This window comes from Tistrella arctica (genome assembly GCF_039630945.1).
GTDB lineage: Bacteria > Pseudomonadota > Alphaproteobacteria > Tistrellales > Tistrellaceae > Tistrella > Tistrella bauzanensis.
On sequence record NZ_JBBKTV010000002.1, the window covers coordinates 339198 to 362828 of the forward strand.

Annotated in this window: 24 protein-coding genes; 21 read left to right on the forward strand and 3 right to left on the reverse strand. The window is 66.8% G+C overall.

Annotated features, from left to right (window positions below):
• The first annotated feature begins 36 nt into the window (after positions 1 to 36).
• The 6 genes from WG924_RS05455 to WG924_RS05480 all read left to right on the forward strand — a co-directional run bounded on the left by WG924_RS05455 (position 37) and on the right by WG924_RS05480 (position 4457).
• A complete protein-coding gene (locus WG924_RS05455; protein ID WP_345932003.1) occupies positions 37 to 627 on the forward strand; it encodes a glutathione S-transferase family protein in 591 nt (196 codons plus the stop codon).
• Between the two features lie 3 nt (positions 628 to 630).
• The gene (locus tag WG924_RS05460; RefSeq protein WP_345932004.1) at positions 631 to 1152 is read left to right on the forward strand and encodes a TRAP transporter small permease subunit; all 522 of its coding nucleotides are present in this window, start codon (positions 631 to 633) and stop codon (positions 1150 to 1152) included.
• Between the two features lie 43 nt (positions 1153 to 1195).
• The gene (locus WG924_RS05465) at positions 1196 to 2845 is read left to right on the forward strand and encodes a TRAP transporter large permease (RefSeq protein ID WP_345932005.1); all 1650 of its coding nucleotides are present in this window, start codon (positions 1196 to 1198) and stop codon (positions 2843 to 2845) included.
• 115 nt (positions 2846 to 2960) lie between these two features.
• Positions 2961 to 3164: a hypothetical protein gene (locus tag WG924_RS05470; protein WP_372044719.1), complete on the forward strand. Its 204-nt coding sequence runs from the start codon at positions 2961 to 2963 to the stop codon at positions 3162 to 3164.
• Between the two features lie 72 nt (positions 3165 to 3236).
• Positions 3237 to 3728, forward strand: coding sequence for a hypothetical protein (locus tag WG924_RS05475; protein ID WP_345932006.1), 492 nt, complete (start codon positions 3237 to 3239; stop codon positions 3726 to 3728).
• Positions 3729 to 4280: 552 nt separating this feature from the next.
• The gene (locus tag WG924_RS05480; protein ID WP_345932264.1) at positions 4281 to 4457 is read left to right on the forward strand and encodes an FAD-binding protein; all 177 of its coding nucleotides are present in this window, start codon (positions 4281 to 4283) and stop codon (positions 4455 to 4457) included.
• Between the two features lie 216 nt (positions 4458 to 4673).
• On the opposite strand, the gene WG924_RS05485 is transcribed toward WG924_RS05480, so the two are convergent.
• Both WG924_RS05485 and WG924_RS05490 read right to left on the reverse strand, forming a co-directional pair.
• The gene (locus WG924_RS05485; protein ID WP_345932007.1) at positions 4674 to 5363 is read right to left on the reverse strand and encodes a GntR family transcriptional regulator; all 690 of its coding nucleotides are present in this window, start codon (positions 5361 to 5363) and stop codon (positions 4674 to 4676) included.
• Positions 5364 to 5579: 216 nt separating this feature from the next.
• Positions 5580 to 6191 (reverse strand): HD domain-containing protein, encoded by a 612-nt coding sequence (locus tag WG924_RS05490; RefSeq protein WP_345932008.1) that lies wholly within the window; start codon positions 6189 to 6191, stop codon positions 5580 to 5582.
• Between the two features lie 468 nt (positions 6192 to 6659).
• Between WG924_RS05490 and WG924_RS05495 the strand changes: the two genes are divergently transcribed.
• The 8 genes from WG924_RS05495 to WG924_RS05530 all read left to right on the forward strand — a co-directional run bounded on the left by WG924_RS05495 (position 6660) and on the right by WG924_RS05530 (position 14263).
• Positions 6660 to 7739, forward strand: coding sequence for an ABC transporter substrate-binding protein (locus WG924_RS05495; RefSeq protein ID WP_345932009.1), 1080 nt, complete (start codon positions 6660 to 6662; stop codon positions 7737 to 7739).
• A 17-nt stretch (positions 7740 to 7756) separates the two neighbouring features.
• Entirely contained in the window at positions 7757 to 8632 is an 876-nt protein-coding gene (locus WG924_RS05500) for an ABC transporter ATP-binding protein (protein ID WP_345932010.1), read from the forward strand.
• The gene (locus WG924_RS05505; RefSeq protein WP_345932011.1) at positions 8632 to 9402 is read left to right on the forward strand and encodes an ABC transporter permease; all 771 of its coding nucleotides are present in this window, start codon (positions 8632 to 8634) and stop codon (positions 9400 to 9402) included. Before WG924_RS05500 ends, WG924_RS05505 begins: the two co-directional genes overlap by 1 nt.
• Positions 9384 to 10172 carry an ABC transporter permease gene (locus WG924_RS05510; protein ID WP_372044720.1) on the forward strand — a complete coding sequence of 263 codons (789 nt, stop codon included), beginning with the start codon at positions 9384 to 9386 and terminating at the stop codon, positions 10170 to 10172. Before WG924_RS05505 ends, WG924_RS05510 begins: the two co-directional genes overlap by 19 nt.
• 20 nt (positions 10173 to 10192) lie before the next feature.
• Positions 10193 to 10972, forward strand: coding sequence for a class II aldolase/adducin family protein (locus WG924_RS05515; protein WP_345932013.1), 780 nt, complete (start codon positions 10193 to 10195; stop codon positions 10970 to 10972).
• Positions 10973 to 11035: 63 nt separating this feature from the next.
• Positions 11036 to 11878 (forward strand): TauD/TfdA dioxygenase family protein, encoded by an 843-nt coding sequence (locus WG924_RS05520; protein WP_345932014.1) that lies wholly within the window; start codon positions 11036 to 11038, stop codon positions 11876 to 11878.
• Between the two features lie 212 nt (positions 11879 to 12090).
• A complete protein-coding gene (locus tag WG924_RS05525) occupies positions 12091 to 12579 on the forward strand; it encodes a peroxiredoxin-like family protein (protein ID WP_345932015.1) in 489 nt (162 codons plus the stop codon).
• 337 nt (positions 12580 to 12916) lie between these two features.
• Positions 12917 to 14263: an ammonium transporter gene (locus WG924_RS05530; RefSeq protein WP_345932016.1), complete on the forward strand. Its 1347-nt coding sequence runs from the start codon at positions 12917 to 12919 to the stop codon at positions 14261 to 14263.
• A 117-nt stretch (positions 14264 to 14380) separates the two neighbouring features.
• Here WG924_RS05530 and WG924_RS05535 read toward each other — a convergent pair whose 3' ends face one another.
• Entirely contained in the window at positions 14381 to 15550 is a 1170-nt protein-coding gene (locus WG924_RS05535) for a zinc-dependent alcohol dehydrogenase (protein ID WP_345932017.1), read from the reverse strand.
• Between the two features lie 163 nt (positions 15551 to 15713).
• Between WG924_RS05535 and WG924_RS05540 the strand changes: the two genes are divergently transcribed.
• The 7 genes from WG924_RS05540 to WG924_RS05570 all read left to right on the forward strand — a co-directional run bounded on the left by WG924_RS05540 (position 15714) and on the right by WG924_RS05570 (position 23624).
• Complete coding sequence (locus WG924_RS05540; protein ID WP_345932018.1) at positions 15714 to 16904, forward strand: serine hydrolase domain-containing protein; 1191 nt, start codon at positions 15714 to 15716, stop codon at positions 16902 to 16904.
• Between the two features lie 75 nt (positions 16905 to 16979).
• Positions 16980 to 17804, forward strand: a complete 825-nt coding sequence (locus WG924_RS05545) for an AraC family transcriptional regulator (RefSeq protein ID WP_345932019.1) — start codon at positions 16980 to 16982, stop codon at positions 17802 to 17804.
• Positions 17805 to 17923: 119 nt separating this feature from the next.
• Complete coding sequence (locus WG924_RS05550) at positions 17924 to 20056, forward strand: TonB-dependent receptor (RefSeq protein ID WP_345932020.1); 2133 nt, start codon at positions 17924 to 17926, stop codon at positions 20054 to 20056.
• Between the two features lie 5 nt (positions 20057 to 20061).
• Positions 20062 to 21288, forward strand: a complete 1227-nt coding sequence (locus tag WG924_RS05555) for an MFS transporter (RefSeq protein WP_345932021.1) — start codon at positions 20062 to 20064, stop codon at positions 21286 to 21288.
• Between the two features lie 52 nt (positions 21289 to 21340).
• On the forward strand, positions 21341 to 22258 hold the full coding sequence (locus WG924_RS05560; protein ID WP_345932022.1) for a methyltransferase domain-containing protein: 918 nt from the start codon (positions 21341 to 21343) through the stop codon (positions 22256 to 22258).
• 123 nt (positions 22259 to 22381) lie between these two features.
• Complete coding sequence (locus WG924_RS05565; RefSeq protein ID WP_345932023.1) at positions 22382 to 22705, forward strand: cupin domain-containing protein; 324 nt, start codon at positions 22382 to 22384, stop codon at positions 22703 to 22705.
• A gap of 82 nt (positions 22706 to 22787) precedes the next feature.
• On the forward strand, positions 22788 to 23624 hold the full coding sequence (locus WG924_RS05570; RefSeq protein ID WP_345932024.1) for a universal stress protein: 837 nt from the start codon (positions 22788 to 22790) through the stop codon (positions 23622 to 23624).
• The last annotated feature ends 7 nt before the right edge of the window (positions 23625 to 23631 follow it).

A 23631-nucleotide genomic window follows, 5' to 3' on the forward strand; every position in this document is an offset into this window, starting at 1 on the left:
CCGCGCGGCGCGCTTTCCCTGGTGGAGCCGGTGCCCATGATCCTCTACGACCATCCCCTCTCCGGCAATTGCCACAAGGTCCGCATGCTCCTGTCGATGCTCGGGCTGAAGGCGGAGACGCGTTTCATCGATGTCGTCAACCATGCCCATATCGGTGTCGGCTTCGAACGCCTGAACCCGCTGCTTGAAATCCCGGTGCTGGAAGACGGCACCGAGGTCATCCCGGACAGTCAGGCGATCCTGGTCTACCTCGCCCGAAAATATGGGCCGGACTGGTTTCCGACCGAGGCCCCGAACGCCGCCCAGGTGGTCCGGTGGCTGGCATTCGCGGCCTTTCCGATCGCGGCCAGCCTGCAGCCGGCGCGCCTCTACCACCTGATCGGCGAGGATGGCGACATTCAGGCCCTGAACGCCCGTTGCGCACGGGTGCTCGCCGTGCTCGACAGCCATCTCGCCGGTCGGGAATGGCTGGTCGTCCGACCCAGCATCGCCGACCTCGCCTGCTTTCCGTATGTCGCACTCTGCGGCGATGCCCGGCTCAGCCTCGACCCGACGCCGCATGTGAAAGCCTGGGTGGCGCGCGTGAAGGCGCTGCCCGGCTATGTCGGCATGCCCGGGCTGGATTGAGCGATGGCCAATGCGCGCATTCCGGCCGTGGTACGGATGATCGATGCGTCGAACCGGGTGATCGGCCGGATTTCGGCCTGGATGACCCTGGCGGCCGTGCTCGTCAGCGCGGGAAACGCGATCTCCCGCAAGGCATTCAGCCTGTCCTCCAACGGCATGCTGGAACTCCAGTGGTATCTGTTCGCGACGGTGGTGATGTTCGCCGCCGCATGGACGCTCCAGCGCAACGAGCATGTCCGCATCGACATCCTCTCCAGCCGTTTCCCGCTCAGGCTCCGCCACTGGATCGACATCGCCTGCCATCTGGTGATGCTGCTTCCCTTCACCGTGGTCATGGTCTGGCTGAGCTATCCGTATTTCGCACGCTCGTTCGCGCAGAACGAGGTCTCCCTGAACGCCGGCGGCCTGCTTATCTGGCCGATGCGTGCCGTGGTGCTCGCAGGCTTCGTGGCCCTGGCGCTGCAGGCCATCGCCACCATCATCCGCAAGATCGTCGAGGGTCCGATGCCCGAAGACGCGCCGTGACCGCGCGCCGGCGCCCACGCCTTCACACCGTCTGCGAGGCCCGATGCTTGCGCTGATTGCAGAGAACATCGCTCCCATCATGTTCGTCACGGTGATGGGGCTGCTGCTGCTCGGCTACCCCGTCGCGTTCACGCTGGCGGCGGGTGGCCTTCTCTTCTTCGCCATCGGCGTCGAGCTGTCCCACCTGGCACCCGACACGATCTCACTGTCCTGGTCGCTGCTGCAGGCGCTGCCGGACCGGGTATACGGGACGCTGAGCAACGACACGCTGCTCGCCATCCCGTTCTTCACCCTGATGGGCGCCGTGCTGCAGAAATCCGGCATCGCCGAAGATCTGCTCGACGTCGTCGGGCGCCTGTTCGGCAAACTGCGCGGCGGTCTCTGTTACGCGGTGATCCTGGTGGGCACGCTGCTTGCCGCCACCACCGGCGTTGTCTCCGCCTCGGTTCTGACCATGGGCCTGATCTCGCTGCCGATCATGCTCCGCAACGGCTACAGCCCCTCGGTGGCGGCCGGCGCGGTCACCGCCTCCGGCACCCTCTCCCAGATCATTCCGCCCTCGCTCGTCCTGATCGTGATGGCCGACCAGTTGGGCCAGCCGGTGAGCGACATCTATCTGGGCGCGATCGTGCCCGGCGCGCTGATGGTCGGGCTCTATCTCGCCTATATCGCGGCGCTGGCGGTTCTGTTTCCCCGGCTGATGCCCGCCATTGCCGGCAACCAGACCCGCCCGGCAGACTACCTGGCCCTGATCGGCGTGTTCGCCGCCGCCACCCTGCTTGCGATCGCACTCTACCATGTCGGGTTCGCCGGGCTCCGCGACGAGCCCCGGCTCGTTGCCGCGGCAACCGCCGGCGGCGTCTTCGTGCTTGCGATCGCGCTTGCCGACGTGGCGACCGGCGGGCACCTGCTCACGCCACTGGCGCGCCAGTCCGTGTTCGCGCTGGTGCCGCCTCTGGGGCTCATCTTCCTCGTCCTCGGCACCATCTTTCTTGGCATCGCGACGCCCACCGAGAGCGGATCGATGGGCGCCGTCGGCGCGCTGGCGATCGCGCTGATCAAGCGGCGGCTCACCGTCCCGGTGCTGATCGACGCCGTGGAGACCACCGCCCGCCTCGCGGCCTTCGTCATGTTCATCCTGATCGGCGCGCGGGTCTTCAGCCTGACCTTCTATGGCCTCGACGGCGACGCCTGGCTGCACGACATCCTGTCGTCGCTGCCGGGCGGGCGGATCGGCTTCATCATCTTCTGCATGGTGGTGATCTTCATCCTCGGCTGCTTTCTCGACTTCTTCGAAATCGCCTTCATCGTGATCCCGCTTCTGATCCCGACGGCGATGGCCTTCGACATCGATCTGGTCTGGTTCGCGATCCTGATTTCGATCAACCTGCAGACCTCGTTCCTGACCCCGCCCTTCGGCTTCGCGCTGTTCTATCTGCGCTCGGTCGCACCACGACGCCGCCTCGGCGCAGGCGACACCCGCACCGGCATTGCGACATCCGAGATCTATCTCGGCGCGCTCGCCTTCATCGCGATCAACGCCGTCGTCCTCGCGCTGGTCATGGCCTTTCCCCGGCTGGTGCTTCAGTCGACGACGGAATTTCTCGTCGACCCGGCATCGGTGCGGATCGAAGTGGCACCGCCCACCCAGACCACAGTTCCCGGCGGCAACCTCAACGACCTGTTCAAATAGGCCGGAACCGATCCGTCAGCCGGCCAGGCATCACCAAACGCCTCGCCCCCGGCCCGATGTCGAGGGCCTCCCGTACCGATTTGATGGTGCCGAAGCACCGGGCCTGTTCCTGCTGGTGCCATTCGGCGATCTGGTCGAGCGGCAGCGCTGGCGCCCACGGCCGGATTGGGCCATCTTCGGGCTGTGGTCGGATCTGGCCGGCATGATCGCCGGCGTCATCCTGCTCGACGTCTCGAACCAGCACGTCATCTATGGCCTGCGACCCCAGGCGCAGGCCCGGCTGAACACGATCTTCATGGGCGCCAAGTTCATGGGCTAAGGCGGGAGGGTTGATCCGATGGCTGTTGCGTGCCCCCATGTCCGGCGGAGACCACAACGGCTCGGCGCCCTCGTGCTGGCCTGCGGTCTGACGATGGCGGCGTACCCCGCGTTTGCAGATATGCCGCCGGACATCCGGATCGTCACGTTGGAGATGATCGCTGCCTGCAAAGATGTCGGCGGTACGCCAAATCTTTCAGGCCTGACGATGCCCGGCGCCGGCCTGACGCCGCCGGGCTATCCGCCATATCTGACGCAGACCGAGCTCAATGGCGATGGCCAGCCGGATTACATCACGGATCTGGCCGGGCTGGAATGCGTCAATGCCTGGAGCCTTTTCTGCGGCTCCGCCGGATGCCCGGTCACCGTCTGGCTGTCGGGCCCCGAGGGCCATGCGGTGGCATGGGGCGGCAATGCGCAGGGCTGGACATTGCGCGGCGCGGAGATCGTCGTGTCGCTGCACGGGCAGCTCTGCACACCGCCGCGCATCGGAGCCGAAGGCTGCGAGATGGCGATGCGATTCGATCGAGCACCACCGTCACGACATCCCGGCCAGACCCGCTGACGGCTTTCCGTTGTGCCGGCAACAGTCTATAAGACTGGTGGTATCGGGATTGAGACGTCCTGGTGTTTCAGCATCATGGACTGGTTGAACGGAGCGCAACCATGCGGGCGCGACGCAGACAGGACGCAGAGCGGATGAAGGCGCGGGCCCGCCGGGTCATGACGCTGTGGACGCACGGCCCTACCGACGACGCTCCGTCACCACGTGCGGTCGGCAAGGTCGCCTCGACACATGGCCGCCCCTGTTCCTGCTGGCTTTGTCGGGGCCGAAAAGATGTCGCGCCGAAGCGAGAGCGGGGCTTCGATCTGCGCGATCGGGCCGACCATCACGACGGCAACGCCTGACCGCTCCGGCCCTTGCCGTCTCCTCTCCATCTGATTTCGATCAGCCGAGCGCCCCGATCGGCACGCTCAGGATGCTGGAACCCGGCAGGTCGTGGCCAATGGTCTGTCGTCGGGTTTGCTGGCCGAAACATTGATCGGGATCGTCGGTCCGAAGACCGACGCGCCCCGGGAGGCCTTCTGAGGCAATTTTGCTGATGCGCCGCGGCGTATTGCACCGTATTGTGCTGTCAAGGTAACTGGAGCCCCGTTTCACCCTCAGGGCGGGCCGGCGATCGAGACGCAGGCCCGGGTTCGGGGCATGACGGGCACAGCACTGCCGAACCTCCATGCCGCCGGCGATGCCGCGGTCGGGGTCTCGGGTGCCGATGACCATGGCTGCCTGTAACCATGGCTGTCTGGCGGGTATTGGTCCGCTGACCGCCACGGTGCCTGGCCGCATCGCGGGTGCGCACCGCCCGCGATGGATGACAGGGCCGCGATGGACGACAGGGCCGGGCCATTTCAACGGGCCGGCTGTCCAGCATCCGGGAAATGCGGATGTCCCCGTCTGGTCCGGATATGACCGCCGGACCGCAGGGGCATCCGCATTTTTGTATGCAGATCAGGCGCTTTTGAGCACGCTGGGCGGGATCGCCGCGATAAAATCAGTCAGATTATCGCCAAGCAGGGTGACGTGGTCGCGCATCGCCGCCTGTGCGCCGGCTGAATCCGCCGCCAGAATCGCGTTCAACACCCGTTCATGCTCGTCCAGGGTGGCACCCATCCGGCCGGGCAGGAAGGTGACATAGCGGCGATAGGGCGACACCCGGTTGCGCAGGGCCAGGGTCTGTTCGGCGATGAACTCGGAATTCGAGGCGTCATAGATCGCCTCGTGGAATTCGCGGTTCACCTCATAGAACACCTCGGGCTCGTCATCCTGGATCACCCGGACCAGGCGTTCGTGAATGGCCTGAAGGTTGCGGCGCTGTGCGGTATTGGCCCTGCGGGCGGCGAAGCTGGCGCACAAGCCCTCAAGCTCGGCCATGATCTGGAACATTTCCAGCAGCATCGAGATCGACACGGTCGAGACCGTCGCCCCCTGGCGGGAGCGCATCTCGATCAGCCCGCCCGCGGCCAACGCATGCAGCGCCTCACGCACCGGCGTGCGTGAGACATTGAACCGCTCGGCCAATTCAACCTCGTCCAGCCGGTCGCCGGGCCGCAGCTCACCGCGCACGATCTGCTGTTCAAGGCTGCGGCGCAGGTTCTCGGCGCGGGTTTCGGTCACCACGGGCACCGTCTTGATCTTCATGTCGGCCTGCTCGGTTTGCTATGGTGATGGATTGCGATCGTGATGGGTGTCGCGGCGGCACCGCGGGTTGACAAGCGCCGGCCGCGTCATTCTGCGGCAGACAATACCGGTTTCCGGGCGCTGCTGCACGCAGAACAGCCCTATCCGCATGCCGATGTCGCTTTTGCCGCAGGCCACCGCCTATTCCGGTATGCCCCACGCGTTCCGGGACGCCACTCATTCAGGGACAAGATTGCGCGGCCGGGACATCACATCGCGCACCAGCGGCTCGAAATCCCCCAGGGTCAGCGCCCGGTAGTCGTGGTCGAAGGATGTCTGGTCATAGCGTTCGCAGAACTCAGCGGTCATGCCGAAGCATGGATGATCGCGATGGCGGTCGCGGGCATGCCGATCGCGCCCCAGGAAGTGCCAATAGTAATAGCCCTGGAACGAGCCGTGATGGCGGACCATCCAGTACAGATCCTCGGTCAGATAGGGCCGCAACATGGCGGCACCGGCCTCTGGATGGTTGGCGGGGGCGATCGCGTCGCCCACGTCATGAAACAGCGCCGCGAAGACATACAAATCGTTCCGCCCGTCTTTCAGCGCCCGGGTGGCAGTTTGCAGCGAGTGCTCCAGCCGGTCGATCGGAAAGCCCAGATGCGGCGTCGACAGCGAGGCCAGAAGCCGCAGATACAGATCCGGCGTCGTCTGGCGATGCCGGGCCATATGGCGCTCCTGGATGACGTAATCCTCGGCCACGCTCTCGCGGATGCTGCGGTATTGCGCGCGCTCATCGGCGGTGAAAGGCAGCCCCACCCCGTCGCCGGTCGTCATTCCATCAGCCATGACGCGTCTCCTGCATGCACATCCTGGCCTTTTGTATCAGATGACCGGGTTCCTGTCGAGAACCCGCACGATCCACCCTGCCTGTTTTGACGCCACAGCCGGCTGTTTGCCCATTTAATAGGCCATAAACCAGATTTCTGAGCAAAAATTATGCGCCTCACGCCAATCTTGCATACAGAGACTGGCAGTCGCGCATCCGCAGCGCTAGGATTACGACAGAAATGAGACAGCCTGTATCCGGCGGAACCGCTGGCCACAGGATCGCACAGCCCGGCCGCGACGTCATCCGGCTGTCACAGTGCCCGGCGCTTGGCACGGGCGTTGCAACGGCCTTGGCCGGCACTGCATGACATCGCATGTGCCGGACCCGTGATCGAACATACGTCGATACACAATCTGCCCGCCCCGTCGATGTCATCGCCCATCGGCCCCGAGAACGCCCCCGGACGCTTGAGGAGACCAACTGACATGGCTTTCGCACCCATCTTCGCAGACGGTGCCAGCGGCGCCGGCCGGATCAGGGCCCGGACCCGGTCCGCAGGCCGGGCGATCGCCGCATTGGCGGTGGCGGCCCCCCTGCTGGCCGCCGCCAGCCTGGGCGGCGCCGATGCCGCCGCCGCGGCCGAAAAGGCCTCGCTGCGGCTGAAATGGCTGCCGCAGGCACAGTTCGCCGGCTTCTATGTCGCGAAAGCCAAGGGCTTCTACGAGGCCGAGGGCATCGACCTGACGATCAATCCGGGCGGCCCCAACCTGAATGCCGAGGCGCTGGTCGCCTCGGGCGCCGACACCTTCGGCCTCAGCGGCGGTGTGGAAAGCCATCTGGCGGCGGTCGACAAGGGCATGTCTCTGGTGGCGATCGGCGTCGCCCATCAGAAGACGCCTTATGCTTTCGTCACCTATCCCGACAGCGGCATCAACACGCTGGAAGACTTCAAGGGCCGCAAGGTCTCGACCTGGTATTCCGGATCGCAATACACCCTGAAGGCGATGCTGGCCACCGCCGGCATCACCGAGAGCGACCTCACCATCATGCCGCAATCGGTGTCGATGAACCCGTTCATCGACCGCGAAGTCGATGTGGCCACAGCCACACTCTATAACGAGCTGAACACGCTGAAGGCCCGCGGCCTGACCGATCTCAAGATCTTCCAGCCCGATGATTACGGCATCGTCGTGCAGCGCGACACGCTGATCACCACGGCCGAGACCATCAAGGACAAGCCCGAACTGGTGCAGGGCTTTTTCGATGCCACGGTCAAGGGCTGGAAATATGCCCTTCAGCACAAGGACGAGGCGGTCGACATTCTGCTGAAGGTCGACCCGGGCATGGATCGCAAGCATCAGGAAGCGATGATCGACACCATCGAGGACGTGATGATCGCCGGCAAGGGCGCCAGCGACGGCATGTTCTTCATCGATTACGACACGCTTCAGAAGCAGCACGACATCCTGCTCGCCGCCGGCGTGATGAAGAACCCGGTCGATCTGAAGACCGCCTTCGACCCGTCCTTCTGGGAGAAGGCCCCCGTCGACGACAAGAAGCTCTGAGAACGGAAGGGCGCAAGATGCCGGTTTCCCCCCGCGATCTCCTGGCCACCCGCCCCGCCCCCGCCACAGCCACGGCTGCGGCGGGGGAGAAGCCGCCGCTTCTGGAACTGGTCAATCTGTGGAAGCGGTTCGGTGACGGCCCGTCGCAGGTCACCGCGGTTTCCAATGTCAACCTGAAGATCCGCGACGGCGAATTCGTCACCCTGGTCGGGCCGTCCGGCTGCGGCAAATCCACCCTGTTCAACGTGGTCGGCGGCCTGCTGCCCGGCGATGACGACGGCTCGATCCTGATGCATGGCCGGCCGATGGCCGACGGCGCGCTGCTGGGCAAGGTGTCGTTCATGCCGCAACGTGACCTGCTGTTCGCCTGGCGCAATGTCATCGACAACGCCATTCTGGGGCTTGAGGTCGAAGGTGTGCCACGCGCCAAGGCACGGGCCAGGGCATTGGAGATGCTGCCAGATTTCGGCCTGAAGGGCTTTGCGAAACACTATCCGCACCAGTTGTCGGGGGGCATGCGCCAGCGCGTCGCCCTGATGCGCACCTTTCTGTTCGAGCGTGACATGATCCTGCTCGACGAACCGTTCGGCGCGCTCGACGCGCTGACCCGGGCGATGATGCAGCGCTGGCTGCTGGATATCTGGTCGCGTTACAAGCGCACGGTGCTGTTCATCACCCATGACATCGACGAGGCGATCTTCCTGGGCGACCGGGTGGTGGTGATGACCGCCCGCCCCGGCACGATCAAATGCGACGAGGTGATCGACCTGCCCCGCCCGCGCGATCCCGAAATCGTCACCTCGCCCGAATTCATCGCCATCAAGCGCCGCCTGCTGGATGCGATCGAGGAAGAGGCCCGCAAGAGCTTCATGCCCGAAAGCGGGGACGCGTGATGGCCATTACCGCCCGTCTGCGCGGACCGCTGATCGGCCTCAGACGCCCGGTCCTGACCATGCTGGCCCTGGCCGTGCTGTGGGAAGGCATCGCCCGCGGCTTCGATGTGCCGGCCTCGTTCTTCCCGCCGCTGTCGGTGGTGCTGGCCGATGCCTGGTCGGTGTTTCCCTATCTGATGCGCAGCGTTGGCCGCACCTTTGTCGAAACCACGCTGGGCTTCGTCACCGGATCGCTGTTCGGCATCTTCTGCGGCGTGATCTTCGCCTATTCGCGCGGGCTCGAACGGGCGCTGTTTCCACTGTTCGTGGTGTCGCAGACCATTCCGGTCATCGCCTTCGGCGCGCTGATCATCATCTGGTTCGGCAACACCATTCTGGCCAAGGTGATCATCGCCTTCTACCTGACCTTCTTCCCGGTCACGGTGAACACCCATCGCGGCCTGCTTGCCTGCGATCCGCAGAAGGTGTCGCTGATGAAGAGCTTCGGCGCCAGCGAATGGACCATCTTCACCCGGCTGCGCTTCCCTTCGGCCCTGCCGGTGATCGCGGTCGCCCTGCGGCTCGGCATCTCGCTCAGCCTGATCGGCGCGATCGTGGGTGAATGGTTCGGCGACACCGTCGGGCTTGGCGTCATGCTGATCCAGGCGATGTACACCGAGGCGGTACCCCGGCTGTGGGCGCTGATCCTGGCCTGCGGGCTGCTGGGCTCGGCGCTGTATGCGGTGGTGGCGTTCTTCGAAAGGAGGTTCATATGGTGGCGTCAGGACTGAGGTCACAACCTGGGCGAGCCTCACTCACGCTGCTGCGCGAACGGGTGCTGCCCGTCGTGCTGGGGCTGGCGGCGATCGGGATCATCTGGGAAGGCGCCATCTGGTTCTTCGACGTGAAGCCCTTCGTGCTGCCGTCGCTGACAGCGATCTTCGGCGCCACCATCGACGACCTGCCGCGGATGCTGGTGGCGCTTCAGGCAACGCTCTACGAGGCGGGCTCCGGCTATGCGCTCGGCACCGCCATCGGCGTCGCCCTGGCCATGCTGATGGTGTTCATGCCGCCCCTGGAACGGGTGCTGATGCCGGTGGTGGTGGCGATCAACTCGGTGCCGGTGGTGGCCTATACGCCGCTGGCCCTGATCTGGCTGGGCATCGGCCCGGCATCCAAGATCGCCATGGTCACGCTGGCCGTGGGCTTCGTGATCCTGATCAACACCATCCACGGCCTGAAGCGCCCGGAACAGGGCGCCATCGACCTGATGCGCAGCTTCGGCGCCGGCCCGGTCACCATCATGCGCAAGCTGCGGCTGCCGGCGGCGATGCCGTCGATGGTCAACGGCCTCAGGGTCGCGGTGGTCCGCGCGATCATCGTCGCCATCGTCGCCGAGATGCTGGGCGCCTATTCCGGCATCGGCTGGGTAATCTTCCAGGCAACCCAACAGGTCGATTTCCTGCTGGTCTGGGCGGCGGTGCTCACCTCGTCGGTGGCCAGCATGGTGCTCTATCTGCTGCTGGTCTGGGTGGACCGCAAGCTGGTCTGGTGGCAGTAACCCGCAAGGAACAGACGATCATGACAGCCCCCCTGCCTGACATGCCCGACAGCCCGCGGACCGAGGCCGATCTGCGCCGCCAGCTTGCCGCCTGCTATCGGCTGGTCGCTCATTTCGGCATGGACGACCTGATCTACAACCACATCTCGGCGCGGGTGCCAGGATCCGGTCACCATTTCCTGATCAACCCTTACGGCCGGTTCTTCCGCGAGATCACCGCGTCGTCACTGCTGCGGATCGATCTGGACGGCACCAAGATCTGCGACACGCCGGGCGAGGTGAACCGCGCCGGATTCGTCATCCACGCCGCCATCCACCGGGCGCGCGCCGACGCGATGTGTGTGCTGCATGTCCATTCCGACGCCGCAACCGCGGTGTCGGCGCTGCCGGAAGCGCTGCTGCCGCTCAGCCAGTTCGCGATGCATTTCTACAACCGCATCGGCATCCATGCCTATGAGGGTGTGGCGCTGGATCTGGAGGAGCAGGAGCGGCTGGTGGCCGATATCGGCGATCACCGGGTGCTGCTGCTGCGCAATCACGGCTTTCTGACCGTGGGCCAGACAGTGCCCGAGGCCTTCATGCTGGCCTATTACTTCGAGCGCGCCGCCCGCATCCAGTTGCAGGCCCAGGCGGCTGCCGCCGCATCCGGCCGGCCGGTGGTGCTGCCGCCGCACGAGGTCTGCGAAAAGGCCGCCCGCCAGTTCACCGAATTCGCCGGCGACATCAAGCGGCCGGGCTTCCGGGAATGGCCCGGCTTCATCCGCATGCTCGACGCGCTTGCCCCCGGCTATGCCGACTGACCGCCCGCTCTCCCTAAACCCCTCCCCCCCACGCCCTATCGTTTCGACAGAAGGACCAGCCCCATGGAGATCAGGGAACTCTCGCCCGTCATCGGCGTCGAGATTCTGGGTGTCGATGCCTCGGCACCGATTTCCGATGCCGAGGTCGTGCGGCTGCGCGACCTGCTGAACACCCATTCGGTGCTGCTGCTGCGTGGCCAGTCGCTGACCGAGGCCCAGCATGTCGCGTTCTCGCGCTATTTCGGCGACCTTCAGATCCACGTGCTGACCCAGTACCTGACGACCGCGCATCCGGAAATCTATGTGCTGTCGAACGTCAAGGAAGCCGGGCGCAGCATCGGCAACCACAAGGAGGGCTGGAACTGGCATTCCGACTGGTCCTATCTGGACATCCCCTGCTTCGGATCGGTGCTCTATGCCCGTGAATGCCCGCCCGAAGGCGCCGACACGCTGTTCGCATCGATGCATGCCGCCTGGGAGGCACTGGATCCGGAATTGCAGGCGCGGATCCGCAACATGACCGCCGTGCATTCCTATAGCGGCTATTACAACAAGGCCTTCGGCGATCGCGAACCGTTGAGCGCCGCCCAGATCGCGGCCACGCCCGATGTGGTGCATCCGGTGGTGCGCACCCATCCGGAAACCGGCCGGCTGTCGCTTTATGTCGGCGAGGACATCGTCAAGGAGATCCAGGGCCTGCCGGCGGACGAATCAGCGGCGCTGCTGCATACCCTGAACAGCCATGCGGTGTCCGATGCCTTCGTCTATCGCCATCAATGGCAGGACGGCGATCTGCTGATCTGGGACAATCGCTGCACCATGCACAAGGCGACGCCCTATGACGATGTGAAGTATCGCCGGATCATGCACCGCGCCACCATCAAGGGCACCGACCGGCCGGTGTGACCGGCACCGCCGGCCGCTCACCAAGATGTGATCCGCGCCGAGGCGCGGTCGCGTTGACATCGGCAGGGCCAGCGGCCAGCCTCACAGCCATACCCCCGGCGCAACGGGCGCCGGGGCAGATGGTCACGAGGCGCCCTCGCATGTCAGATCCGACCGAAACCAACATCACGGCCCCTCCCGGGAGGGCCCTTCCCGGGAGGGCTCTTCCCGGAATGGCCTTCCCCGCCATGGACTGGCCGCAGACCGATGGCGGCCGCCTGAACCCGGCGGCCATGACCGGCTGGCGGATGCTGGTGGTCTATCGCGGCGCCCATTGCCCGCTGTGCAAGACCTATCTGAAGACGCTGGAAGAGCTGAAGCCCGCCTTTGCCGAGGCCGGTATCGCCGTGGCGGCGCTGTCGGCCGACCCGGCCGATCGTGCCGTCGCCGAAGCCTCGGAACAGGGCTGGACCTTCCCGGTCGGCTATGACCTGACCCCCGATCAGATGCGGGGTCTGGGCCTGTATGTCTCGGCGCCGCGCTCGTCCCAGGAAACCGACCGCCCGTTTGCCGAGCCGGGCGTGTTCGTGATCAACCCCGACGGCGCGGTGCAGATCGTCGACATTTCGAACGCGCCCTTCGCGCGCCCCGATCTCGCTGCCCTGCTGCGCGGCATCAGCTTCGTTCAGGCCAAGGGCTATCCGATCCGCGGCACCGCCTGACGCGCGCCATTTTCTCTGAGGCGGGTTGGGGCTCCTGTGCCGGGTGGGGGCTCTTGTGCCGGTGGGGGCACGATTGACAGCGGCAAAGCCCTGACGCGGTGGCGCCGTCAGGCGCCGATGCCTTGAATTTAGGCGACTGTTTAAATATTGAGCGACGGCAGATCTCTGTCGTCGTTTTTTTTATGACATCATATCAAAGCCTTGGCCATATCCCCAAAACTGGCGCGGAGATTGCTTAGCACCGGCCCGGCCAGATTCGGGCCTGCGCTGCCCGCTGACGAGACCGCGCAATCGACGCTTCTGGATCAAGCCGTTCCTAGAGGACCAGGGGATAGTAATGAAGCACGTTAGAACCCTTCTTGCCGCGGGCTCTGCCTTGGCGTTGTCGGCACTGCCGGCCTGGGCGCAGGACGCAACCCCCGCCGTGGCCGATGCCGCCGCAGCCGCCACGATGGACAAGGGCGATACCGCCTGGATGATGGTCTCCACCATCCTGGTTCTGTTCATGATCCTGCCGGGCCTGGCGCTGTTCTATGGCGGTCTGGTCCGTGCCAAGAACATGCTGTCGGTACTGATGCAGTGCACCATGATCACCGGCGTGGTGATCATCGTCTGGACGCTCTGGGGCTATTCGATGGCCTTCGGCGATGCGCCAAGCCTGTTCTGGGGCGGGCTCGACAAGGCCTTCCTGGCCGGCGTCACCATGGACAGCATGGCCGCGACCTTCACCGATGGCGTGGTCATCCCCGAATACGTCTTCATCTGCTTCCAGATGACCTTCGCCTGCATCACCCCCGCGCTGATCGTCGGCGCCTTCGCCGAGCGCATGCGCTTCACGGCGGTGGTGGTGTTCGTGGTTCTGTGGGTCACCTTCGTGTACTTCCCCATCGCCCATATGGTGTGGGACAGCGACGGGCTGCTGTTCGCCTGGGGCGCGCTGGATTTCGCCGGCGGCACGGTCGTGCACATCAATGCCGGCATCGCGGGCCTGGTCGGCTGCATCATGGTCGGCAAGCGTGCCGGTCTCGGCCGCGACATGATGGCGCCGCATTCGATGACGCTGACCATGGTCGGCGCCTCGATGCTGTGGGTCGGCTGGTTCGGCTTCAATGCCGGCTCGAACCTTGAAGCCAATGGCGGCGCGGCGCTTGCCATGATCAACACCTTCACCGCCACGGCCGGCGCGCTGGTCGCCTGGGTGGTCATCGAATCCCTGGCACGCGGCAAGGCCTCGATGCTGGGCGGTGCCTCGGGCATCGTCGCCGGTCTGGTCGCGGTCACCCCGGCCGCCGGCCTGATCGGCCCGGTCGGCGCCATCGTGCTCGGCGTCATCGCCAGCGCGGTGTGCTATTTCTTCGTCACCGTGATCAAGAACAAGTTCGGCTATGACGACAGCCTGGACGTGTTCGGCATCCATGGCGTCGGCGGCGTCATCGGCGCCATCGGCACCGGCGTGTTCACCAGCGCCTCGCTCGGCGGTATCGGCTTTGCCGACGACGTCACCATGGCCGATCAGGTCTGGACCCAGATCCTGGCGGTTCTGGTCACCATCGCGTGGTCGGGCATCGGCAGCATCATCCTCTACAAGATCGTCGACCTGATCATCGGCCTGCGGGTCAGCAAGGAATCGGAAGCCGAGGGCCTCGACCTGTCGAGCCATGGCGAAGCCGCCTATCACAGCTGATAGCGTGCCCGGCGGCCCGACCAGGGTCGCCGCCCCGACGAGGCCAGCCCCCGCGTTTCCACGATGCGGGGGCTGGCTTTTTTCTGGACGGGATCGGGTTTCTGGCCTGGATCGGGCTTACGGCCGCATCACCACCTTGATGCAGCCATCGGTCTTGTCGCGGAAGGTCTTGTACAGATCGGGCCCGTCTTCCAGCGTGGCGCGATGGGTGATCACGAAGGACGGGTCGATATCGCCCGCCACGATCCGGTCCATCAGCATCGGCAGATAGCGTTGCACCGGCGTCTGCGCCATACGGAAGGTGAGGCCGCGATTGATCGCCGACCCCATCGGGATCTTGTCCAGCAGCCCGCCATAGACGCCCACGATCGACACCGTGCCGAAATTGCGGCAGCACTGGATGGCCTGGCGCAGAACATGCGGCCGGTCGGTGCCCATGAAGGTCGCCACCTTCAGCCGGTCGACCACGGCATCCAGCCCGCTTGCCACGCTGGCCTCGGTGCCGACCGCGTCGATGCAGGCGTCGGCGCCGCGGCCTTTGGTCAGATCCTGAATGCGGTCGTACACGTCCTCCTCGGTAAAATCGAGCGTCCAGGCGCCGGCGGCCCGGGCCAGATCCAGCCGCTCCGGCACCGCGTCGATGGCGATCACCGCGCCGGCGCCCAGCAGAAAAGCACTGCGGATCGCCATCTGGCCCACGGGGCCGCAGCCCCAGATGGCAATCGTGTCGCCGGGCTGAATATTGCAGAACTCCGCCGCCATATATCCGGTCGGGAAGATGTCGGACAGGAACAGCACCTGTTCGTCATCCAGCCCCTCGGGCACCTTCACCGGGCCGCTATCGGCATAGGGCACGCGCAGATATTCCGCCTGTCCGCCGGCATAACCGCCCAGCAGATGCGAATAGCCGAACAGCCCGGCCGGCGAATGCCCCCACAGCTTCTCGGCATCGGCTTTGTTGGGATTAGACCGCTCGCACCCGGAATGAAAGCCGCGTTTGCAGAAAAAGCAGTCGCCGCAGGCGATGGTGAACGGCACAACCACCCGGTCGCCGACCGTCAGCGCCTTGTTGTCGCGGCCGACCTCGACCACCTCGCCCATCGCTTCATGGCCGACCACGTCGCCATGTTCCATCGACGGCATCACCCCGTCGAACAGATGCAGATCCGATCCACAGATCGCGCAGGACGTCACCTTGATGATCGCGTCGCGGCCATGCTGAATGGCGGGGTCGGCCACGCTTTCGCAGCGGATATCGCCTTTGCCGTGCCAGGTCAGAGCCTTCATGCTTGCCTCGTGCTGTCGGAAAGATACCTCTCCGCTCAACAAGGCAGACGTCGCGGTGTTCCGGACGGGCATGGACCATACGCGCGGGTTGCGCCGCAGGCATGGTGCGGCGCACCATGCATCGATCGGTATCCGCCCGTCCCCGGCATATGATCGGACAAGCATGGCCAGCGACCCCACCATACACGGCACCACCGACGGCGCGTTTCAGCACCTGCGCGATATCTTCCGGCACAATCTCACCAGCCGCGGCGAGCTTGGCGCCGCGGTCTCGGTCTATCATCGGGGCCGCAAGGTGGTGGATCTGTGGGGCGGCAGCCGTAATCGCCGCACCGCCGAGCCCTGGCAGCAGGACACGCTGGTGCCGGTGTACTCGACCGGCAAGGGCCTTGCCGCCATTGCCTGCGCCGTGGCGGTGTCACGCGGTCATCTGGCGCTGGACGCGCCGATCGCCGACATCTGGCCGGGCTTTGCCCGCCATGGCAAAGACACCATCACCCTCCGCTGCGTGCTCGACCACAAGGCCGGGCTGGTGCTGTTCGGCCGCACCGTCACCCGCCAGGATCTGGCCGATCCGGGCGGCATGGCCGCCATCCTGGAAGAGATGGTGCCGCTGTGGCGGCCAGGCAGCCGCTGGGGCTATCATATCGGCAGTTTCGGCAGTCTGCTGGCCGAGCTGATCCGGCGCACCGACCCTGGCGGCCGATCCTTCGGCCAGTTCTTCGCCGACGAGGTGGCGCGGCCGCTGGGCGTCGACGTCCATTTCGGCCTGTCCGACGACCTGCCGCAGGACCGGCTGGCGCGGATTTCGCGCCCCTCGGCCGCCGGGCTGCGCAGCGGGCTGCTGCACGCGCCCTTCGCCCTGCAATGCCAGGTCTATAATCCGGTGTCGCTGCTGCACCGTGCGATCCGCGAGATGCCGGATCTGAACGTCAACGACCGCGACTGGATGCGGCATGATTTCCCCTCGGCCAACTGCGCCGCCACCGCCCGGGGGATCGCCGCCATCTATGGCAGTCTGGCCACCGGCGGCGAGGCTCTGGGCATCGCCCCGGCGCTTCTGGAGCAGATGTCCAGCCCGCCCGCCAAACCGCCCGGCGGCCCCGCCGACCGGCTGTTCGGCATCGACCTGTTGTGGAATCTGGGCTTCATGCGGCCCGGCGCCAGCTTCCGCTTCAGCCCCACGGCCGGTGCCTTCGGCATGGCCGGGCTCGGCGGATCGTTCGGCTTCTGCGATCCGGAGCATGGCATCGGATATGCCTATGTTCCCAACCGCCTGGGCGTGCTGCCCTTTGCCGATCACCGCGAACAGGCGCTGCGCAAGGCCGTGTATGACGCGCTCGCCACGGCATAGCCGGCGGAAGATCTTGTATGCGAATAACTCTCATTTGCGATACGCTCACCGGAGACCTGGTAGCGGGAGGCGCGGATGGAGATCATCGAGGCGGCGGGACTGGAGATCTTTCTGTACCGGACCACCATCCACCAGGGCGCGTGCTGGACATCGACCGTCGCCCCCGGATTGTGGCTGGGGACGCTGGCGCAGGGCAGCGTCGCCATCGACCGCCAGCCGGCCGCCTGGGCGCCGGGCATGGCGGCGCGGTTCTGGAGCGCCGATCCGTTTCCCAGCCACCATACCGCCACCGGCGACGGCATGGTCGCGGGAGTATTTCTGCGCGTGAAGCCCGACGCCCTTGCCGATCTTCTGGGGCCGGAGGTCGAGCGGCTGACCGCCGGGCGACCGGATGGCCCGCAATCCGATGGCACGCATGTGGTGGACCTGCCCATGGCCCTGATCTGGCGGATGCTGGGCACGTCCGGTCCGCCAGCCAGCCGGCGCCTGCATCTGACCGCCATGGCCCTGCATCTGCTGGGGCTGGCGCTCGACACGATCGGCGATGCCGATACTGTTGCCCCGTCCGCCCGGCTCTCTGCCGGCGATATCGAGCGGCTGCATGCCGCGCGCGACATCCTGCTCGGCAATCTTGCAGCACCGCCCGACGTTCCCATGCTGGCGCGGATGGTCGGGCTCAACACCCGCAAGCTCGGCCAGGGCTTTCGTCTGCTGTTCGGCAGCCCGGTCTATGCCTTCGTCAAGAGCCGCCGGCTGGAAGAGGCCCGCCGGCTGATCGAGGATGAGGGCCTGGGCGTGGCGCAGGCGGCCTGGCGGGTCGGCTATAGCCCCGCCCATCTGTCCACCGCCTTCCGCCGCCATCATGGCGTCGTGCCCACGGCGCTGCGCCAACAGATCTGAGCGCCCAGCCCGGAATGCGCATGCGTCAGTCCGGATCGCGAAAGCCGGGGCTATTGCCGTCAGGTCGCCGTGAGCGTTGAATGCGAGCCATTCGCAAGTGACCTCGCGGGATACCCGACATGACCTCGACCGCCCTCTCCATCCTGCGTCGTGGCCTGCTGGCTGGCGCAGCCTGCCTGGCCGCCGTGCCCGCATCGCCCGGCATCGGTCTGGCCGAGGATGCCCCGCCGGCCGAACGCGGCGTATCGACACTGGAACCATTGACCGTCACCGCGCGGCGGCGCACCGAAACCACTCAGGATAGCCCGGTGGCCGTCACCGTCATCGGGGCTGATCATCTGGGCGAGGCCGCGATCCGTGATCTCGACGATGCGGCAAAGCTGGTGCCGAACACCAGCTTCAGCCTTCAGGGCGGCCCGCTGACCATCCGCGGCATCGGCTCGCTGGGCATGGATGGCGGCGTCGACCGGCAACCGGGGGTGGGGTTGTTCGTCGATGACGTCTATATCGCCCGCCCGAACGGCTATCCCACCGCGTTTCAGGATCTGGACCGGGTGGAGGTGGTGCGCGGCGCGCAGTCGACCGTCTATGGCAAGAACACCATCGGCGGCGCGGTCAATCTGATCTCGCCGGTGCCGGGTGCCGATCCAGGCCTGTCGGCCACGGCCGGCCTCGGCAGCGATCGGCGGCTGGGTCTGCGCGCCACCCTCGATACCCCGCTGATGGAGCGGTCCGCCGGCGACCTTGCGGTCAGGGCAACGGTCTCGCTCACCCGCGATGACGGCTTCATCCGCGACGACGCCAGCGGCGCCCGCCTTGGCCGCGCCGATCGGCGGGCGGCGCGCGTCGCCCTCGCCGGCATGCTGGGGGATGCAATCGACCTTGTGATCCGGGCCGACGTCACCCGCGACCGCGATGATGGCGGGCTGGCCTATGCGCCCCTGTCGCAGGCCTTCGACCATCGCTCCACCCACGACACCGAGGGCCGGCGCAGCCTCGACAGCGCCGGCATATCGACGACGCTGACCCATGATGCGGGCGGCGTGGTGCTGCGGTCGATCACCGCGATCCGCGGCCACGACATGGACCATGTGCTCGACGGCGATTTCACCGGCCTGCCCTATTACGTCCAGGCCCAGACCGAGGAGCAGCGCCAGATCTCGCAGGAACTGCGCCTGTCGAGCCCCGAGGATGGCCGCCGGCTGGGCTGGACCGCCGGCCTGTTCTACATGCGCGAGGATTTCAGCGGCGCGCAGTTCTATGACCTGACCACCGTGCCAAACGCCGATTGGAGCCGGAGCGCCTTCGACCAGACCACCGACACCGCGTCGGGTTTCGGCGAGGCGCGGTTGCGGGTTCTGCCATCGGTGGATGTCACCGCCGGGCTGCGCTACACCCGCGAATGGAAGCGTACCAGTTCCGAAATCACCAGCCCGTCGGGCAACTGGATGATGGGGGGGCCGCTGGATGTGTCGGGCAAGGCCGATTTCGACGACATCTCACCCGAGATGACCATCCGCTGGCGCCCTGGCCCCCAGGGCATCACCACCTTCGCGCGCGTCGCCCGCGGCTTCAAATCCGGCGGTATCAGCCCCTATCCCGAACTGGATGGCGGGGTGAACCGCTATGATCCGGAAACCGTGCTGACCTGGGAACTGGGCGCCCGGACGCTGTGGCTGGACGACCGGCTGGCGGTGGACGTGACGCTGTTTCACAACGACTGGAAGGATCAGCAGGTGGTGATCTATACCAGCCCGCTGACCCGGGTGTTGCGCAATGCCGCCCGTTCCACCTCGCAAGGTGCCGAAGTCGAGGCCCGGGCGCAACTGACCGATGCCGTGCGGCTTCGTCTTGCCTATGGCTATCTGGATGCGCATTTCGATGATTTCATCGACACGGTCCAGGGCACCGATTATTCCGGCCGCGACCTGCCCTATGCGCCCGAACACACGCTGGCGCTGGGCGCCGATCTGCGCCGGCCGGCCGGCAATGGCGTCGATCTGATCGCCGGCATCGACTATGCGTGGCGTTCGTCGATGAGCTTCACGCCATCGGGCAGCTATCGCCAGGGCGATACCCATCTGGTCGACGGCCGGATCGGCTTCGACACCGGCCCGTGGGCGGCGACCCTGTGGGCGCGCAACCTGCTGGACGAGGACTATCTGACCTATTACTACCAGATGGGCGGCACCGATATCGGCGTTGCCGGTCGCGGCCGTTCGCTCGGCCTGCAACTGACCGCGCGGTGGTGAACGCCATGCGGTCGCGGACAATCAGAGCAACCGATTCCGGCGCCGAACCCGGCCTGATCCTGATCGGCGCGCTCTATCTGGCGCAGGGCCTGCCGATCGGCTTCGCCTTCGAAGCCCTGCCCGTGCTGCTGCGTCAAGCCGGCATTCCGCTTGCGGTGATCGCCTGGGTACCACTGGCCGGCCTGCCCTGGGTGCTCAAACCGCTCTGGGCGCCGCTGGTCGACAATCACGGCGGCGCGCGGATCGGCCGCCGCCGCGCCTGGATCATTCCGATGCAGCTTGTCCTGGCCGCGTCCATGGCCGGGCTTGCCGTCATCGATGCGACGGCCGGCATGGCGCTGTGGATCGTCGCCATGACCCTGATCGCCTCCACCGCCGCCGCCACCCAGGACATCGCCACCGACGGCCTTGCCGCCGAGCGGCTGCGCGGCCGCAGGCTTGCCACCGCCAATGCGCTTCAGGCCGGCGGCATGATGGCCGGGGTGATGATCGGCGGCCCCGGCCTGCTGTGGCTGGCCGGCCATCTGGGCCAGGGCATGGCGATCGGCCTTGCCGCCGTGCTGCTGCTGGCTGGGCTGGCGCCGGTGCTGAGCTGGGCCGAGCCGCCCGCCTCCGCGCGGCCAGCGGCGGCGCCCGCGCGGGTCGGCGGCTATTTCCGCCGCCCCGGCGGCTGGGCATTGCTGGCGGCGGCACTGTTCTTCGGCCTGCCCTATTCCGGCGGGCTCGCTCTGTCGAAGCTGTGGCTGTCGGATGCCGGCATGGCGCTGGGCCGGATCGGGCTGGTCGGCATCGCCGGCAGTCTGGCGATGATGGCGCTGGGATGCCCGTTGGCCGCGCAGGCCATCCGCCGCTTCGGGACCGGCCGCACCCTGGCCGGCGGCCTCGCCATCGCCATCGTCGGTCTGCTGCTGTGGACACTGGCGGTGACCGGAATCACGGCGGCCACGCTCGCGGGCGTGCTGCCGGCCGCCCTGGTTCTGGGATTGGGCGGCGGTGTCGCCTCGGTCGCGGCCTCCACCGTCATCATGCGCTTCGCGGCCGGTGGCGACCAGACCGGCACCGACGTCACCGTCGCCCAGGCCGTGCATGTGTTCAGCGAAACCATGACCGGCAGTGTCGCGATCACGCTGGCGGCGGCCGCGGGCTATGCCGGCGCGCTGTCGGCCATCACCCTGGCCAGTCTTGCCGGCATCGCGGTCATCGCCCTGATGCTGCGCCGCATGCCCGGCTGACATCACCGTCCGACATCACCTGCTCCCATCGTCTCGACAAAGGCCCTGACCCATGAGCGCGACCTTCATGGACCGGCTGGTCGACCGCATCGCCCGCCGCCCCGGCGGGATGATCGGCCGGCTGCTCTATCGCCATCCCGCCGGTCACAAGACCAGCTTCGACATGGCCCTGGATGCCCTCGGCCCCACACCCGACGATCGCCTGCTCGATCTGGGCTGCGGCGGTGGTGTCTTCCTTGAACGGGTGCTGAACACTGGTGCCAGCGCGGCCGGGCTCGATCATTCGCCCGACATGGTCGGTGAAAGCCGCCGGCGCAATGCCGCGGCCTGTGCCGCCGGGCGGCTGACGCTGTGCCAGGGCGATGTCGGCCGGTTGCCGTTTCCAGATGGCGCCTTCAGCATCGTCACAACGCTCAACGCCTTCTTCTTCTTTCCCGATCCACAGGCGGCCGTCGCCGAGATGGCGCGGGTGCTGGCACCGGGCGGCCGGCTTGCCATCGTCACCACCCCGCCCGAACAGGCCGCCGCTCTGAAGCGGTATTTCGGCCCGGTGGCGTCTCGCATGCGCCTGGATGCGCCAGAGGCGCTGGCCGACTGGCTGCGGACGGTGGGGCTGGTGCCCGGCGCCGCGCGCCCGGTCAGGGCGGTGGGCTATCTGATCACCGCCCGAAAGCCGCTGATGCCAGCCGCGACCGGTGCTGTGATCGAGATGCCCGGATTCCATGGCCGCATTACCGGCCGGATCGGCGATCTGCTGGTGGTCGAGGCCGACGTCACCGGCGCCATTCCGGCCCATACCGCCCAGGGGGCCGAACTGGTCGTGGTGCTGTCGGGCGAACTGCATGCCCGGATCGATGGCACCGAACGCGTGCTGCGACCAGGCGAGCATGCGCTGATCCCCGCCGGCACCAACCATGCGGCGACGGTTGCCGGCCCGACCCGGCTGTTGCTGATCGGCCCGCCCGAGTGATCCGGCATTCGCCGGGCGCGCGATCAACCATGTCGGTCGAAGGCCGCGCGTATTAAGCTGTGGGGGTTGGTATCAGGCCCGGTTCGGGCCACCCTTCACTCTCAGCGGATGATCAGACCACCCATGCCGAACCTGCTCTCACCCCTGCCGCCGCGTGCCGTGGACGAAGTTTTCACTGAGCTTCTCAATCGCCCGGGCGTGCGGGTGGAACGCATCGTCTCATGGGGACAATCGACCCCGGAGGGCGAATGGTACGACCAGAGCTGGGATGAATGGGTGGTGCTGCTGACAGGCTCCGCCGGGCTGCTGATCGAAGGCCAGGGCGAGACCGTGCTGGGCCCCGGCGACCACATCCTGTTGCCGGCCCGGCTGCGTCATCGGGTCACCTGGACCGATGACCGCGAGCCGACGGTGTGGCTGGCGGTGCATTTCGGCCGTGACGTCTGACAGGACACCGCTGGCATTCACCGCCCACCCGCGTTTCAATAGGGCTGGCCATCCATCCATCCGCGCGTCCCGGAGACCAGCCATGCCCCCCGCCCCGCCCGCAGCGCCGAACATCCTGCTTGCCACCGACATCACCGGCCGGACCGACCGGGCGCTGGACCGGGCGGTGGCTCTGGCGCGCCAGACCGGCGGCCGCCTGACTATCCTGCATGTCGCGGAAGCCGATAGCGGCGCCGAGGGGTCGGCCGAAGAGCAGATGCGGGCGGCGGCGGCCCGGCTGGCGGCGGACCTCCCGGCCGGGCTGCTCGATGGCGCGGCCGCCCAGGGCTTCAGCATCACCACACGGATCGAGGAAGGCGTGCCGGCCGATGTGATCGCCGATCTGGCCGATCGTGAGGGGAACGACGTGATCGTCACGGGGCTCGCCCGCGCCGAGCCGCACGGCCTGCTGTTGCTGGGCGACACGGTTGATCGGCTGCTGCGGCGGGCACCGGCACCGGTTCTGGTGGTGCGGCGGCGGGTGACCGGCCCCTATCAGCACCTGATGATCGCGACCGATTTCTCGAAGCCCGCCCGCCATGCGGTGGAGGCGGCGCTGGCGCTGTTCGCCACAGCCCGCATAACGGTCGTCCATGCTCATGACCCCGCCGAGGCCGACGAGGCCGGCCCGGCCCTCGACCGGTTCATCGACGGGCTGGCGATCGCCGCACCCTTGCGTGACCGCATGGCGCGCATCACGGCGCCTGGCACGCCGGCGACGGTGTTGCCCGATCAGGCCACCGCGCTCGATGCCGATCTGGTCGCCATCGGCACGCGTGGCCATGGCATTCTGGCCGAGGCGGTGATGGGCAGCGCCGCCCGCCAGGTTCTGGCCGCGATCGATTGTGACGCGCTGGTGGTGCCGGCGCGGGGGCGCTGACCGCCAT

Coding starts and splice junctions, on each gene's coding strand:
- WG924_RS05455 (WP_345932003.1), top strand. CDS start 37: ATGATCCTCTACGACCATCCCCTCTCCGGCAATTGCCACAAGGTCCGC.
- WG924_RS05460 (WP_345932004.1), top strand. CDS start 631: ATGGCCAATGCGCGCATTCCGGCCGTGGTACGGATGATCGATGCGTCG.
- WG924_RS05465 (WP_345932005.1), top strand. CDS start 1,196: ATGCTTGCGCTGATTGCAGAGAACATCGCTCCCATCATGTTCGTCACG.
- WG924_RS05485 (WP_345932007.1), bottom strand. CDS start 5,363: ATGAAGATCAAGACGGTGCCCGTGGTGACCGAAACCCGCGCCGAGAAC.
- WG924_RS05490 (WP_345932008.1), bottom strand. CDS start 6,191: ATGGCTGATGGAATGACGACCGGCGACGGGGTGGGGCTGCCTTTCACC.
- WG924_RS05495 (WP_345932009.1), top strand. CDS start 6,660: ATGGCTTTCGCACCCATCTTCGCAGACGGTGCCAGCGGCGCCGGCCGG.
- WG924_RS05500 (WP_345932010.1), top strand. CDS start 7,757: ATGCCGGTTTCCCCCCGCGATCTCCTGGCCACCCGCCCCGCCCCCGCC.
- WG924_RS05505 (WP_345932011.1), top strand. CDS start 8,632: ATGGCCATTACCGCCCGTCTGCGCGGACCGCTGATCGGCCTCAGACGC.
- WG924_RS05510 (WP_372044720.1), top strand. CDS start 9,384: ATGGTGGCGTCAGGACTGAGGTCACAACCTGGGCGAGCCTCACTCACG.
- WG924_RS05515 (WP_345932013.1), top strand. CDS start 10,193: ATGACAGCCCCCCTGCCTGACATGCCCGACAGCCCGCGGACCGAGGCC.
- WG924_RS05520 (WP_345932014.1), top strand. CDS start 11,036: ATGGAGATCAGGGAACTCTCGCCCGTCATCGGCGTCGAGATTCTGGGT.
- WG924_RS05525 (WP_345932015.1), top strand. CDS start 12,091: ATGGCCTTCCCCGCCATGGACTGGCCGCAGACCGATGGCGGCCGCCTG.
- WG924_RS05530 (WP_345932016.1), top strand. CDS start 12,917: ATGAAGCACGTTAGAACCCTTCTTGCCGCGGGCTCTGCCTTGGCGTTG.
- WG924_RS05535 (WP_345932017.1), bottom strand. CDS start 15,550: ATGAAGGCTCTGACCTGGCACGGCAAAGGCGATATCCGCTGCGAAAGC.
- WG924_RS05540 (WP_345932018.1), top strand. CDS start 15,714: ATGGCCAGCGACCCCACCATACACGGCACCACCGACGGCGCGTTTCAG.
- WG924_RS05545 (WP_345932019.1), top strand. CDS start 16,980: ATGGAGATCATCGAGGCGGCGGGACTGGAGATCTTTCTGTACCGGACC.
- WG924_RS05550 (WP_345932020.1), top strand. CDS start 17,924: ATGACCTCGACCGCCCTCTCCATCCTGCGTCGTGGCCTGCTGGCTGGC.
- WG924_RS05555 (WP_345932021.1), top strand. CDS start 20,062: ATGCGGTCGCGGACAATCAGAGCAACCGATTCCGGCGCCGAACCCGGC.
- WG924_RS05560 (WP_345932022.1), top strand. CDS start 21,341: ATGAGCGCGACCTTCATGGACCGGCTGGTCGACCGCATCGCCCGCCGC.
- WG924_RS05565 (WP_345932023.1), top strand. CDS start 22,382: ATGCCGAACCTGCTCTCACCCCTGCCGCCGCGTGCCGTGGACGAAGTT.
- WG924_RS05570 (WP_345932024.1), top strand. CDS start 22,788: ATGCCCCCCGCCCCGCCCGCAGCGCCGAACATCCTGCTTGCCACCGAC.